The sequence below is a fragment of the Bombilactobacillus bombi genome, from assembly GCF_013607485.1.
Lineage (GTDB): Bacteria > Bacillota > Bacilli > Lactobacillales > Lactobacillaceae > Bombilactobacillus > Bombilactobacillus bombi_A.
On the sequence record NZ_SCHP01000010.1, the window covers coordinates 24,834 to 38,758 of the forward strand.

Below are 13,925 nucleotides of genomic sequence, written 5' to 3' on the forward strand. Positions count from 1 at the left end.
CACCACTCCACTGTATCACTGATAGAGCTAACTGTTTCAACTGCTAGTTAAGCGAGAATAGTTTTAAGCATGTACTAAGTGTTCATAAACTTTGGTCGTGAGACTATATAAAAGTGTATACACTGTGCATAAGCAGATTAATGTTATTGCCCCTACCATTATCAAAATCTTAACATTATAAACACTAAATGTTTTTAAAACATTAATAATTGCTGGTGTGGCAAAAGCCAGATTAATAATCGCACCTATCACTGGTAAATAAAAAACCGTAAGCACTTGACTATGAATAGCCCTGCGGCTTTCCTGACGGCTCAAGCCCACTTGTTGCATAGTTTGAAAGCGTCCCCGATCAGCATAACCTTCAGCAATTTGTTTATAATATAGTAAAAGTGCCGTAGTAAGAATCATTGCCAAGCTGATAATAATTCCTAAGAACAAGAAGGAACCAAATAAAGTATTAAAAAATCTAGAGTTGATAGTCAAGGCGGTATAATTAGCGTTATCTAAGTGTAATTTTTCTTGTAGCTGTTGAGCAAATTGTAATTGATGTGGCCCTTGTGTGTCAAATCCTGTCACATTTAACCAGCGTTGTGGGTTAATTTGCTGAGCAATCTGGCGGTTAGCCGCTACAATAAACACTGGTGTAAAAATCCCATGCTGATAATTAAAAAAGAGATTAAAGCGAGATATTTGCCGAACTGCATATTTCTGTTGGCCAATTATTAAACTGCTGGTTTTATAACTTACATCTGGTGAATATAATAAAACCTGTCGGTCATTTAAGCGTATATGTTGGTGCTGCATTCGGTTATAATCAGCTAGAGTTAAAGTTGATAATTGATGCGTAGCAGAATTTAGATTTCCTTTTTGAAATTTAGTTTTAGTTAATTTACCAAAAGTTGGAGTGGTCATTTGCATTTGGTGCTGTGCGCCTAATTTAATGTTGTTTTGGTGCCCAACGGCTTCAATTTGTTGTTGTTCAATTTTAGTTAAGGGTGATTTGGACATAATCATTACATCATAAGGATTCCAAGTTTTTAAAATATCTTGAATACCTGAATACATACTGACCGTGGTAAACATTGTTACTAAAATAGCAGTACATAACAAGCAGATAGAAGCTAGTCCCGCCCCATTTTGTTTCATGCGGTAGAGCATTCCTGATATGGAAATAAAATGCTGAGGCTGATAATAAAAATGCTGCCGATGACGCAAAAACTTTAACACACTAATACTAAAGGCAATAAAAACTAAATACGTTCCAATGACTACTAAAAAAACTGCTAATGTGAATTGCAAGATACTGTTAGCCGTAGGTCGCACTGTGACCGCAATATAATAACCTAGCCCCAGAATTAAAACCCCTAGTATTGCTAAAATATTATGATTTTTGGGCTCTTTTTCTCCCTTACTAGCTTGCTGCCAGAGATTAATTGGCTTAACTTTGCGTAAACGCCCTAAATCATATAATGATAATAGGACAAAGAAAGCAGCAATAATAATTATCGTTTTAATAAAAGCTGCGCCTACCCATTGTTCAGTAATAGTTTGATTATGCATGAGCTTATTTAAAGCCAAAAAAGCTAACTTCAAAAAGCTGCTGCCAAATAATAAGCCTAAAATAACAGTTCCTAAATAAAGTAGTAAATTCTCTAACAGAAGAATACTACGTAAATTACTTCGGGTTAAACCTAAAATGTTAAATAATCCCAATTCTTGGTCGCGTTGCTTCATTAAAAAACTATTCACATAAAACATAAAAATTGCTGATAGCAACATGGAAAAATATAAGCATAAACGGGTAATAATGAGTAAATAGCGCCCGTAATTATTATGGATTAAAGAGCTATTACCTAAAAGCGATAAAAAGATAAAATTTAAAGCCACTAAAATTGCAGTTGCCAAAACAAAGAGTCCATATTGCTGGCGATAGCGTTTAAGACTACTCCAGGCTAATTTCAAATGAATCATTATTAATCACCTCCCGCCATGACTAAGGCCGTCAAACTATCATTTATTTTTTGTAAATATTGTGCTTCACTTTGCTGACCACGAAATAATTCATGATAGATAATTCCATCTTTAATAAAAAGTGTCCGTTTCGAATGAGCTGCCGTAGCTGCGCTATGAGTGACCATTAAAATAGTTTGTCCAGCTTGATTAATTTGATCAAAAATTTGTAATAAACGTTGCGAATTTTGCGAATCTAAAGCTCCCGTAGGCTCATCGGCCAATAATAACTCCGGATGTGTAATCAAGGCTCTAGCAGCAGCTACGCGCTGGCGCTGACCGCCAGAGATTTCATAAGGATAACGCTGTAAAATCTCAGTAATCTCTAATTGAGCTGCTAGAGGTAACAAACGCTGCTGCATAATCTCTAAAGGCTTCCGATCCAAAACTAATGGTAAAAAAATATTATCCTGATTGTTAAAAGTATCCAGTAAGTTAAAATTTTGAAACACGAATCCTAAATGTTGGCGCCGAAACTTAGCAGCATCTTTTTCTGGTAATTGACTCAAGTCATGACCATTCAGAATAATTTGGCCACTGCTGGCTTGGTCTAAAGTTGCAATTATATTTAATAGGGTAGTCTTGCCTGCCCCTGATTCTCCCATAATAGCGACATAATCACCGGCCTCAACTTCTAAAGAAATATTTTTCAAGGCCATAACTTGGTTATTTTTATTTCCAGCAAAGATCCGCCGAACGTGTTGCAAAGTTAATAATGTCATATTTAACTCCTCCTTTTATTACATTCAGTATAAAAAAAGTCCTAACCGGAAACTAGTTACAGTCCAGTTAGGAACCTTACAATTTGTTATTTAATTGAATTTGCTGTGGTGCAAAAGTCAAAGTTGCCGTCGTACCCTGATGAGGGGCAGAAGTTAAGACTAATTTAATACTTAATTGGTCACAAATACTTTTTGCTAAATATAAACCCATTCCAGTTGCTACTTGCTGTTGGCGGCCGTTATGACCTGTAAATCCTGGCTCAAATACCCGCGGCAAATCTGCACTCGCAATTCCGATACCTTGATCATGAATACTAATTTGATTTTGATGAACACGCAAGATAATTTGTTGTTGGGGCTGCGAATATTTAATGGCATTAAAAATAATCTGTTCCAAAACCACCGTCAACCACTTAGAATCCGTCAAAAATTGCACTGATGTGTTCTGTGCTTGAAATCGTAAATGCTTATGCGCAAAAAAGACTGCATACTTTTGCATGATAGGTTGAATCAAAGTATTAAGATTTTGCCACTGAAAATCTAAATCATGATTAAAATCAGCCAAACGCTCATAGCTTAGTAATAAATCGATTTGGTTTTGCAATAAAGCCAATTGTGGCTGAACTTGCTCACTAGAAATTTGAGTTTGATTTTCCGTTAAAGTCCCCAAAGCCATTAACGGAGTCTTCATTTCGTGACTCCAATTCATTAAATAATCTTGACGCTGTTGGGCTTGCTTTAGTGCTACTTGTTGGCTTTTTACATTGCGAATGCTTAAATCATGTAACGCCTGACTATAAGCTTGTAATATGGGATGTTGAAATTTTTGGCGGGGGATGATTTTTTGTCGTTGTAATTGCTGTAAGCGTCTAAGCTGGTAGGCTTGCAGCTGCGCTCGCAATCCTAAAATCCCTACCGCTATAAACCATGTATACCGCAGCAAATCTGCAATTACCAATAAAGGTAAATTATAAATTATAAAAACTCCCGTTAAAACTATAAAAAAACCACCATAGGCCACTGCCCAAGGCCATTGTTTGAATAATAAATGTAAAAACGTCATCAACATAAGCGGTATCCGTGACCGCGTTCAGTAATTAAGCGATTTTTCAAATTAAGGGGCGCAATCTTGTTACGCAATCGGCTCATATTAACATTCAAAACCGCGTCATCAATAAATTCACCACTTTGCCAAATTTTCTGACGCAAAACTTCTTTAGAGAGAGTTTGTTGTGGCTGCAAGAAAAATAATTTCAGAAGTAAGCCTTCGGTGGGAGTTAATTTAACTATCTGCTGCTGATAATGAAGCTCATTGGTCAACATATTGAGCCGATAATCTTCAAAATTTAGCTCTTCTGCAAAACTCTGTTGCGTCCGCCGCAAAATAGCCTGAATTTTAGAAATAAAAACCTCCATTGAAAAAGGTTTAACCAAATAATCATCTGCACCAGTAGCGATGGCCCGCACAGCATTCGGATCCATTTGAGCGGCCGAAACAAAGATAATCGGCACTTGTGAAAAAGTCCGAATCTTCTTCGTCCAATAAAAGCCATCAAAGACGGGCAAAGTTATATCCATAACAATTAAATCAGGCCGTAATTGCTGCACTTGTAAATCTAATTGCTGCCAATCTTGAACGCAATAACTTTCATACTGCCACTTTATCAAGGCCTGCTGCATTGCTTGTAAAATTTGAGGATTATCTTCAATTAAAAAAATTTTGCTCAACTTGTACTCCTAAAATTAATGATTAATCAATTGTTGCACTGTACTGCGTAAATTATTCATTAAATGGATCAAAGAAGAAAAAGTATGGCTTAAATAAATTAATTCCAACACAAAACAAATTAAGCTTACAATTCCTAAGATAATCCCTGTAATTGCTAGCACTTTATCTTTACCTTGAACATGCTTATTCAATGCTAAAGCAGAAAATACAATAGCTCCACTGCCTAAAATGCCGCCAAATTGGGCAATTAAAGACAGCACTCCAGTTAAAATACCAATTAAAGAAAAAGGCTCCAAGACAGGAGTTTTGGATGAATTGGTTTTAGAATTAGATTTATTATCCTGTAAGGGAGCATAACTATTAGTTGGTTTAGGTGAATTAGAAGGATTGTTATATCCGTAATTAGGATTAGTCAAGTTAGCTCCGCAATAAGGACAGACAGATGAATTAGCAGCTACATAGTTGCCGCAATTTGGACAAGCCACGACGTTATTTTGCATTTTCTATACTCCTTTTAAGCGAGTCATTCAAGGTTAGTTTAAGCGTTTCAAAATTAACAGTCAACTTGATTAGTCAATAAAACGTACTGCCGTCCCATAAGCCACTACCGATTGCATATCATTACTCATTGAACTAGAATCAAAGCGCATCATCACCACCGCATCAGCATTTTGCTCAACAGCTGCTTCCCGCAAACGTTCTATAGCCTTATCACGAGCTTCGTGAGACATTTTAGTATAAGCCTTAATTTCACCGCCCACAATACTTTTTAAACCGGCGCCCATATCGCTAAACATGTTTTTCGATTGAGTGGTTAAACCGAAAACTTCGCCAATAATTTCATAATTATGACCGGGAATTTTTTCGGTTGTAGTAACTAATATTTCAGAATTTGTCATGAATTTACTCCTTAATTATCGATATTTGTTATGATGATTTTGAGGTGAAAACAATGGATCTAACAATCGTTAAAAATTATGCGCAAAAAATGATGGAAAATGACACAAGCGGTCACGATTTTTATCATGCCCAGCGAGTAGCTCAAACAGCTCAAAATCTTTGGCAGCAAGATTTTCCCCATCAACCAGTCAGCAATACCTTAATTGCGGCTAGTTATCTTCATGATACTATTGACGAAAAAGTAGTTGCTCATCCCAAAAATTCTCTTCAAACTATTCAGCAATTATTAGTAACTGTCGGTTTTAATAATAATGAACAAAAACAAATTATTCAAACCATCACTCAACTATCTTTTTCTAAAAATCTGCAACAGCAACAACAATTACCCTTATTTGGTCAATATGTACAAGATGCTGATCGTCTGGATGCATTGGGAGCTATTGGCATTGCGCGAGCCTTTGCTTATGGTGGCAGTCACTACCAGCCAATTTATGATCCAAGTTGCTCCATCAAAGCTGACCACACACCAGCAATATCGCCACCACCCAACCACTACCATTAATCATTTTTATGAAAAATTACAATATCTTCCAAATTTAATGAACACAGCAGCTGGTAAAAAGGCGGCCTTAAGACGTCAAGATTTTATGCAAACATTCTTAGAACAATTCTTTCAAGAATGGCAGGGAAAACGCTAAACAACTAACAACATCTTTTTAAAACAACATGGATGGTTACTCTGCATTTAAGTATTTAGTTTAATCATTGCCACTCAATTTGGGCTTGAGCATTGATTTTTCCGCCCGCCATAATTTGGTGATGCGAAACTAACTGCTCCAACTGCACGAAACTTTGTACATTTTGACCGTAAGCTACTTCACGTTCGTACTTAATATCTAAAGTTCTTAGTTGATGATGCATTAAAAAGTCGCGCCCTAACGGGTCCAGCATCCAATCTAAATAGATAGAATTATTAACATGTCCATTAACATCAATATCAAAAAACCGAGTTTGATATTCACGCGTAGGCTCTTGAAATTTAAAACGAGGAACACGCGGAAAATGGGCAATATCAGTTGAATACGGGCATTCAATCTTCTCCATAACTTCTGGAACTATTGGAATCATCTTGCGCTTTTGAATATCCATCATCACCCAATTACTCAATAAACTTAATAATTCTTGGTTATTATGATCCAATACTCTAAAAGAACGATAACAAAAGAATTTATTATAGCTATCAGCTTGGGTAATAATTTTTATTTGGTCATTTAAACGGGGCATTCTTTGCACTTCCAGATGATATTTAGTAACCACCCAGCCAATACCCCGTTCCACCATTTGCTGTGAATCAATTTGGGCAGCATGTAATTGATGCTCTGAAACTAAAAGCATCTCATTAAGCAAGGCGGAAATATTCATATTACCAGTAGCATTCGTATTATAAAAAGGAACTACTTGGGTTTCTGTATATTGTTTATTCATTTTTTTCTTCCAATCCATGATATATATTATAAACATCTTGCCGGGAACGCTGATATTTTTGTGCAACCGTTTTAATAGCCAGATTTGGCTTTTTTCCCGTTTGTACTAATTCTTCAATCTCCTTACACATTTGCTCTGCAGTAATTTCCACAGCCGTTGGTTCTAAAGATCGTCCTTGCACAATTATGACATACTCGCCGCGAGGTTCATGACTAGCAAAATATTCTTCAAGCTGTGCTAAAGTTCCCCGCAAAAAAGCTTCATGGATTTTAGTTAATTCCCGTGCCAAGGCAACTTGTCGCTGAGGACTTAAAAAGGCACTTAAAGCAGCAACAGTTTTTTTAATGCGATAAGGTGATTCATATAAAATAAAGGTGGCTTCTAATTGACCCAATTTTTGAAGTGCTTCTTGTTGAGCCTTGGTTTTGCGTGGTAAAAAACCATAAAAATAAAACGGCTGTGGCTTAATACCCGAAGCAATTAAAGCAGTCAAAGCGGCATTAGGACCCGGTAAAGGAACAACAGTAATATGTTTTTGCACACAAGCAGCAACCAATTCCTGTCCGGGATCACTAATGGAGGGCATTCCCGCGTCGCTAACTTGAGCCAAATTAAGTCCTTCTTGCAATTTGGCTATTAATTCCGGTAAGCGCTGTTGGGTATTATGTTCATGAAAGCTAATTTGCTTAGTATGAATATCAAAATGATTTAATAATTTTTGCGTGTTTCGAGTATCCTCAGCCGCAATTAAATCGACTTTTTGCAAGGTCTTTACTGCCCGAACGCTCATATCATCTAAATTACCAATAGGTGTAGGTACTAAATATAAACAACCTGTTTTTGATGGGGTAAAACTTTTCATCTCTGTAATCATTGTTGCTTACGATCTCCATAAATAACGTCCAAACAAAAAGCACATTCTTCATTATTTTCCCGATGCGCTCCATATAATACCGTACAAACATGAAAACCTTGTTCGTACAGCTTTTCTAAAGTTCGCCGAGATTCCGGTAGTTCAGTTTCTTTTTTGGCATCCAATTCGGCTAAGCGGGAACGCAAATGTTCATTTTCAATTTTTAATTCCGCATTCTCTTCTAAAACATGAGAAATATCTTCTTTCATTGCCGCTAACTCATGCGTTAAATCTTGGGCAACATCTTGTAAAGCTGCAAATTTAGCATAATAATCTTTTTGTACCATGCTTAACTTCCTTTACTAATAAAATCAACTTTTAAAGCCAGCTGTTCTAAACAATTTTCAAAACTAACATTGGCTTGCCAAAGTCTTTGGGCATGGAGAAACTGTTCTGTCAATCTCCGAGCCCGGACTAATGAACGGGCTTGAGTTACCTGCTGATTAAGATATTGGGAAAATTGTCCTTCCAATAAGCTCATAAATATCTGTTGCTGAACTTGATTATCAATGAGTGGCAGCACTGAGGCAGCTACGGACACAAAAGCCTGCTGGGGTTTAGTTAAAACTAATTCAAACCATGAACGAGCTTGTGCTTTGACCTTTGCAAAATGCGCGGCCGACATCCCTTCTAAGAGAAGATTTTCTAAATGCAAGCGTTGAATTAATTCAATATCGTTAGCAGAATATCCTTGGGCTTGCAAATTTTGGGCTAAACTTTGATCACCATTAGCTGTTAATTGGATAATTTGTACTCGCGATAAAATTGTCGGTAAAAAAGCACTTGTAGTTTCCGCTAATAAAATTGTAGTAACAGGACCAGCAGGATCTTCTAAAAATTTTAACAAACTATTTTCAGCTGCTATTGTTAGCTTTTGTGCATCCTTAATCAGACACGCCCGATGGTTACTTTCAATACCGCTTTGACCCATTTCAAGTTTTAATGCACGAATATCATCAACACCTAAGCTTTTTTTATCAGTCTGTAAACTAACAACATCAGGAAAATCTCCTTGAGCTATGCGCCGGCAATGATTACATTTTAAGCAGGGGTATCCCGCTTGTGAATGCTGACAAAATAATGCTTGGCAAAACCAAATCCCTAATTGGTGTGTTTGTAGCTGATCAGCCCCCGTTAAAAGATAAGCATGTGATACGCGTTGATGGGCAATTGCTTGTGCAATTTCTTGAGTAGCCTGCTTTTGCTCCGAGATAAGTGTCGTCATTAAAAATGAACCATCTTTTCTAAAGGAGCAACTAATACTGTTGCTCCCCCTACTAAAACTTCAATCGGGTGGTTAGGCATTTCACCTAACATATTAGTTGCCATCGAACTTGTAGAATATTCTTTACGCGTCGAAGAATTTTCTTTAATAATAGTTAAAACCGCGTCGACTTGTTCATCTTCAACTCCTAATAATAAAGTAGAGTTGCCACGCTTTAAAAAACCACCGCTAGTGGCTAAGCGCGTCGAACGAAATTGTGCCTGATTCAAAGCCTTAATTAATTTACTACAATCTTTATCTTGCACAAAAGCAATTATTAACTTCATTGTTATTCTCCTAAATTAAAGCGCTGCATAATCACATCTAAACAGGACTGAACCACTTGTTGGGGGGATTGGTTAGCATCGATAGCAACTATTCGTTCAGGAAATTGCTGGCATAAACTCTGGTAAGCAGCTGCTACACGTTGATGAAAAGCCAATTGCTCTTTTTCTAAGCGATCCTGTGCCTGCTGCCGGCTTTGTTGAATCCGTTTTAAACCGACCTCAGGCTCAATATCAAAATACAAAGTTAATTGCGGCAATAGCTGGTCAATCGCAAATAAGTTCAAATTCCAAACTTTTTCTAAGCCTATTTGCCGACCTGCCCCTTGATAAGCAACGGAGCTATCTACATAGCGATCACTCAACACAATTTTATTAGCCTTGAGCGCCGGCTCAATAACATCTACTAAATGCTGGCGGCGGCTCGCAGCATATAAAAGTGCTTCCGTACGAGCATCCATAGATGTATTATGAACATCCAAAATAATTTGGCGAATCTGTTCAGAAATAGCACTGCCCCCAGGCTCTCGCGTTAAAATCACTTCTTGATTGCTTAACTGCTGCAGTTTATCCTCTAAATGTCTGGCCGCGGTGGATTTCCCGGAGCCATCAGGACCTTCTAACGAAATAAAAATACCCGTCAATTTTTAGCCTACTTTCCTTTTAATCATTCCTTAACTTATTGTACTAAAAAAGCAAGGCAGAGACAAAAGTCGTTTATATTGCCGCTAGCTAAAATATTCATCAGATAAGACAAATTGGGAAACTTTTCAAAAAAATACCTGACAATAACTTGACCTTAGGCAAGTATCTAAAAAATTTAATTTTTAAGTCTCCTATTGGTTTTTAAAGCTTAGCCCTACACCCCCTAAAATTAAAGGATGTCTATAGATAAAAAAGCAAGTGTTGTAACGGATTAATTATCTTCCTATTGGTAAGTTTCAGATTTACCTTCACGCTGCATTAATTCAGCTACCTCAGCTTTAATATCTGCTTGCTCATATAAGACATGATAAATAGCTTCAGTAATTGGCATCTCAATTTGTTGTTGACGCGCTAATTCATAAGCTGATTGACAAGTTTTAACACCTTCAATAACCATACCCATCTCAGTCACGACATCTGCCAACTTTTTTCCTTGTCCTAATTGATTTCCAGCCCGCCAATTGCGCGAATGGACACTAGTGCAGGTAACAATTAAATCACCAACACCAGAAAGACCAACAAAAGTCAGTGGCTGGGCTCCCATTGCTACTCCTAAACGGGATATTTCTGCCAATCCACGTGTCATTAAGGCCGCTTTTGCGTCATCACCATAACCCAGACCGTGTAAAGCACCAGCCCCTAGGGCAATAACATTTTTAAAAGCTGCCCCTAACTCGACCCCAATTAAATCAGTATTTGTATAAACACGAAAATAATTATTCATAAATAACTTTTGTACATATTGAGCTGCCGCTAAATTCTGACTAGCGGCAGTAATCAGCGTAATATCTTTTTTAGCAACTTCTTCTGCATGACTTGGACCCGAAAGTGCCACAATCGCTCGCCGACAGTCAAAAGGCATAACCAAAGTTAAAATTTCTGAAATTCGTAAATGAGTCTTTTGTTCAAGGCCTTTACTGGCATGAATGATTAAAGGCTGCAACTTTTGAGTTTTTAAAATAGGTACTACTTGTTGGGCTACTGAACGAATGGCTGGTGTGGGTACAGTAAATAAGACTACCTCCACTCCCTTTAGTGCTTGTGCCAGACTAGTTGTCGCTGTCAAGGCAGAGGGATATTGATAGTCTCCCATATAACGCTGATTGGTGTGCTGAATATTTAACTCATCTGCTTGACTTTGATGGCGAGTCCATAAAATCACATCTTGACCATTTTGTACTAAAACACTAGCCAAGATACTGCCCCACGAACCTGCACCTAATACCGCAATTTTTGTCTTCATATTATCCTCGAATATTTTAGAGTTGCATTACTCTTTTATTATTAAAGCTGCTGTCGACCTTCCACAGCCCGCTGCAGCGTCATCTGATCAGCATATTCAATATCAGCACCTACCGCTAGGCCATGGGCCAAACGAGTCACTTTAATATGGGCAGGTTTTATTAATTTGGCTAAATACATTGCAGTTGCTTCGCCCTCAGGCGTAGCATTAGTGGCCACAATTACTTCTTTTACTTGGGTATTTTTTTGGAGACGATGTAAAAGATGCTTAATATTTAAGTCGTCAGGTCCAATACCATTTACAGGAGATAACACCCCACCTAATACCTGATATAAACCATTATAGCCATGCATGTTTTCCATCGCCATAATATCTTTTGGCTGCTCCACAACTAAAATTTGAGAAGCATCTCGGTGATGATTACTGCAAATTTCACAGGGATCTATATCAGTAATATTGCCGCAAATGGAACAATACTGCAGCTGAGTTTTAACTGCTTTGAGACTAGTAGCAAATTCCTGGACATCTTGGTTATCCATGCCAATTGTAAAAAAAGCCAAGCGAACGGCCGTTTTTTCACCGATGCCGGGTAATTTCATATAAGAATCAATTAAATTTGCTACAGGTTTAGGATATTGCATCAAGTCACCTCTTAATTCTTAAAAGTTGCTGATTTTAAAATATTTTATTTTTGTTGTTAACAATTAGAGCTGTCTAAAGTACTCTAATATTGATATTTTAGGGATAAAGATGTTATTTCTGACAGCTTTAATCTTTTTTGTATTCAATGATTTCTGAATCAAATAATTTCTTAGCTTCTACAACTGCTGGATTTTCTGGTGGTGAAGCTTTCTTTTCACTTGGCTGTTGGTTAAGTTCATGATTTTGTAAAAAATTCTTACGTATTTGCGGCCAATCTTCTGCAGCCACAATTACTACATCAGCATCATTTTGGAGTAATTTATCAAGATTATCCTTTAGCATATCTAACATTTCTTGATTGCTCATCACTCGTTCAAACCACATTGCATAATCAAAGGCAACTACGACCCCTTGGGAACTAGCCGCTACTGGTTTGGACACTTTCATCACAGCTTTTTGCGTTACACTGAGCATGCTCATCAGATCTGGCCAAACTTCGCGTACTTGATTTAATGCCTGACGAGTGGCTTGTGCTAAAATTTGGTTAATTTTTTGTTGGTCAACATGGATTGCTTGACCATTAGTTTTAACATGGGCTTTAACTGGACGCGCCTTTTTCGGAGTGGGAGAAGGACTCGCACTCAATTTTTGAATTTGTTGCTTAAGTTGCTCAATTTCAGTTTGCAAAGTTTGTAGTTTCTTATTATCAACGGGAGTTTGCGCTTTGGAAGCTGTTGGGTCAGCTTGCATAATTTCACACAATTTCACAGTCAAAACTTCTAAATAAATAGTCGTATGGGTAGCATTATGCAAATCCTGTTGTGTTTTGGAAGCAGCATCAATCATTTTATACAGCTGCTGCTGTTTAAGCTGATCTTTTGCAGCCAAAATTTTAGCTGACACCAAGGAACGATCAAATTCATCTAGAAGCTGGTCATCAGTTTTTACCAATAACAAATCTCGACATAATTCAATAATCGCATCCGTAAAACGCATGGCCGAACGACCACTGGCTAATAATTGGTGCAAATTTTCTAGGGCTTGCGCTGGATTAGCTTGAATTACTGCTTGAAAATAGGTTTCCAATTGTTGCTTGTCTAAAGCGCCGGTTACCTGTAAAGCATTCTCTAAGCTCAATTGGTCATTACCTAAGGATAAAGCCTGATCTAAAATGCTCAAGGCATCCCGCATTCCACCTTCAGCTGCCTGGGCAATCAGGCGTAGGGCCTGTTCATCATAAGCAAGCTTCTTGTCTTTTAAGATAAATTGCAACCGTTGCAAAATAGTGCTGGCATCAATCCGCCGAAAATCAAAACGTTGAGTTCTTGAAATTATCGTTGCAGGAATCTTTTGTGGCTCAGTCGTCGCTAAAATAAAAATAACTTTAGCTGGCGGTTCTTCTAAGGTTTTTAAAAGAGCGTTAAAAGCTCCAGTAGACAGCATATGCACTTCATCAATAATATAAACTTTATATTCAGCACGAGTTGGCGCATATTTAACTTTATCGCGAATATCACGAATTTGTTCCACACCGTTATTCGAAGCAGCATCAATTTCAATGACATCATTCAGACTGCCTTCAGTAATTGCCTGACAAATTTCACATTGATTGCAAGGCTCTCCTGCTTGTGGATGAAGACAATTAACAGCCTTAGCTAAAATCTTCGAACAAGAAGTTTTACCAGTACCTCGCGGACCTGTAAATAAGTAAGCATGACTTACTTGTCTAGTTGCCACAGCATTACGTAAAGTCGTAGTAATTGCCTCTTGTCCAACAACATCACCAAAAGTCTGTGGCCGCCACACGCGGTAAAGGGCTTGATAAGCCATAAAAAACTCCTTTCTGTGGGGCTGTATCCCACCCCTTTTATCTATTCAACTAATATTAAATCTTGAAACAAATTAGAAGATTATATCTCATTACATCTAACAAGTATAATAAGGTTCTTTACTACTTAATAATCAACTTCTAAACAAATCGCATACCAGTTTTTATTTTAATCCAAATTACCATAAATATAACATTAT

At 37.4% G+C, this 13,925-nt stretch carries 15 protein-coding genes and 1 pseudogene; 1 reads left to right on the forward strand and 15 read right to left on the reverse strand.

Annotation, left to right across the window (positions count from 1 at the left end):
- Positions 1 to 63 precede the first annotated feature (63 nt).
- The 6 genes from EQ827_RS03960 to EQ827_RS03985 all read right to left on the reverse strand — a co-directional run bounded on the left by EQ827_RS03960 (position 64) and on the right by EQ827_RS03985 (position 5,360).
- Positions 64 to 1,971: an FtsX-like permease family protein gene (locus EQ827_RS03960; RefSeq protein ID WP_181189690.1), complete on the reverse strand. Its 1,908-nt coding sequence runs from the start codon at positions 1,969 to 1,971 to the stop codon at positions 64 to 66.
- A 2-nt stretch (positions 1,972 to 1,973) separates the two neighbouring features.
- Positions 1,974 to 2,732 (reverse strand): ABC transporter ATP-binding protein, encoded by a 759-nt coding sequence (locus tag EQ827_RS03965; RefSeq protein ID WP_181189691.1) that lies wholly within the window; start codon positions 2,730 to 2,732, stop codon positions 1,974 to 1,976.
- A gap of 76 nt (positions 2,733 to 2,808) precedes the next feature.
- Positions 2,809 to 3,801: a sensor histidine kinase gene (locus EQ827_RS03970; RefSeq protein WP_181189692.1), complete on the reverse strand. Its 993-nt coding sequence runs from the start codon at positions 3,799 to 3,801 to the stop codon at positions 2,809 to 2,811.
- The gene (locus tag EQ827_RS03975) at positions 3,795 to 4,460 is read right to left on the reverse strand and encodes a response regulator transcription factor (RefSeq protein WP_181189693.1); all 666 of its coding nucleotides are present in this window, start codon (positions 4,458 to 4,460) and stop codon (positions 3,795 to 3,797) included. Before EQ827_RS03975 ends, EQ827_RS03970 begins: the two co-directional genes overlap by 7 nt.
- Positions 4,461 to 4,475: 15 nt before the next feature.
- Positions 4,476 to 4,961 carry a DUF4190 domain-containing protein gene (locus EQ827_RS03980; protein WP_181189694.1) on the reverse strand — a complete coding sequence of 162 codons (486 nt, stop codon included), beginning with the start codon at positions 4,959 to 4,961 and terminating at the stop codon, positions 4,476 to 4,478.
- Between the two features lie 69 nt (positions 4,962 to 5,030).
- Positions 5,031 to 5,360 carry a heavy metal-binding domain-containing protein gene (locus tag EQ827_RS03985; protein WP_181189695.1) on the reverse strand — a complete coding sequence of 110 codons (330 nt, stop codon included), beginning with the start codon at positions 5,358 to 5,360 and terminating at the stop codon, positions 5,031 to 5,033.
- Positions 5,361 to 5,413: 53 nt separating this feature from the next.
- Between EQ827_RS03985 and EQ827_RS03990 the strand changes: the two are divergent.
- Positions 5,414 to 6,059 (forward strand): annotated as a pseudogene (locus EQ827_RS03990) (HD domain-containing protein).
- Between the two features lie 64 nt (positions 6,060 to 6,123).
- Here EQ827_RS03990 and EQ827_RS03995 read toward each other — a convergent pair.
- The 9 genes from EQ827_RS03995 to dnaX all read right to left on the reverse strand — a co-directional run bounded on the left by EQ827_RS03995 (position 6,124) and on the right by dnaX (position 13,727).
- Complete coding sequence (locus EQ827_RS03995; RefSeq protein ID WP_181189696.1) at positions 6,124 to 6,846, reverse strand: acyl-[acyl-carrier-protein] thioesterase; 723 nt, start codon at positions 6,844 to 6,846, stop codon at positions 6,124 to 6,126.
- Complete coding sequence (gene rsmI / locus EQ827_RS04000; protein ID WP_258231784.1) at positions 6,839 to 7,720, reverse strand: 16S rRNA (cytidine(1402)-2'-O)-methyltransferase; 882 nt, start codon at positions 7,718 to 7,720, stop codon at positions 6,839 to 6,841. Before rsmI ends, EQ827_RS03995 begins: the two co-directional genes overlap by 8 nt.
- Positions 7,717 to 8,046 (reverse strand): DNA replication initiation control protein YabA, encoded by a 330-nt coding sequence (locus tag EQ827_RS04005; protein WP_181189697.1) that lies wholly within the window; start codon positions 8,044 to 8,046, stop codon positions 7,717 to 7,719. The genes rsmI and EQ827_RS04005 overlap by 4 nt, the downstream gene beginning before the upstream one ends.
- Positions 8,047 to 8,048: 2 nt before the next feature.
- Positions 8,049 to 8,984 (reverse strand): hypothetical protein, encoded by a 936-nt coding sequence (locus EQ827_RS04010; RefSeq protein ID WP_181189698.1) that lies wholly within the window; start codon positions 8,982 to 8,984, stop codon positions 8,049 to 8,051.
- On the reverse strand, positions 8,984 to 9,310 hold the full coding sequence (locus tag EQ827_RS04015; protein WP_181189699.1) for a cyclic-di-AMP receptor: 327 nt from the start codon (positions 9,308 to 9,310) through the stop codon (positions 8,984 to 8,986). The genes EQ827_RS04010 and EQ827_RS04015 overlap by 1 nt, the downstream gene beginning before the upstream one ends.
- A 2-nt stretch (positions 9,311 to 9,312) precedes the next feature.
- Positions 9,313 to 9,951 (reverse strand): dTMP kinase, encoded by a 639-nt coding sequence (gene tmk, locus EQ827_RS04020; protein ID WP_181189700.1) that lies wholly within the window; start codon positions 9,949 to 9,951, stop codon positions 9,313 to 9,315.
- A gap of 284 nt (positions 9,952 to 10,235) precedes the next feature.
- The gene (locus EQ827_RS04025; protein WP_181189701.1) at positions 10,236 to 11,255 is read right to left on the reverse strand and encodes an NAD(P)H-dependent glycerol-3-phosphate dehydrogenase; all 1,020 of its coding nucleotides are present in this window, start codon (positions 11,253 to 11,255) and stop codon (positions 10,236 to 10,238) included.
- Positions 11,256 to 11,296: 41 nt separating this feature from the next.
- A complete protein-coding gene (gene recR, locus EQ827_RS04030; protein ID WP_181189702.1) occupies positions 11,297 to 11,896 on the reverse strand; it encodes a recombination mediator RecR in 600 nt (199 codons plus the stop codon).
- 127 nt (positions 11,897 to 12,023) lie between these two features.
- Complete coding sequence (gene dnaX, locus EQ827_RS04035) at positions 12,024 to 13,727, reverse strand: DNA polymerase III subunit gamma/tau (protein WP_181189703.1); 1,704 nt, start codon at positions 13,725 to 13,727, stop codon at positions 12,024 to 12,026.
- Positions 13,728 to 13,925: the final 198 nt, after the last annotated feature.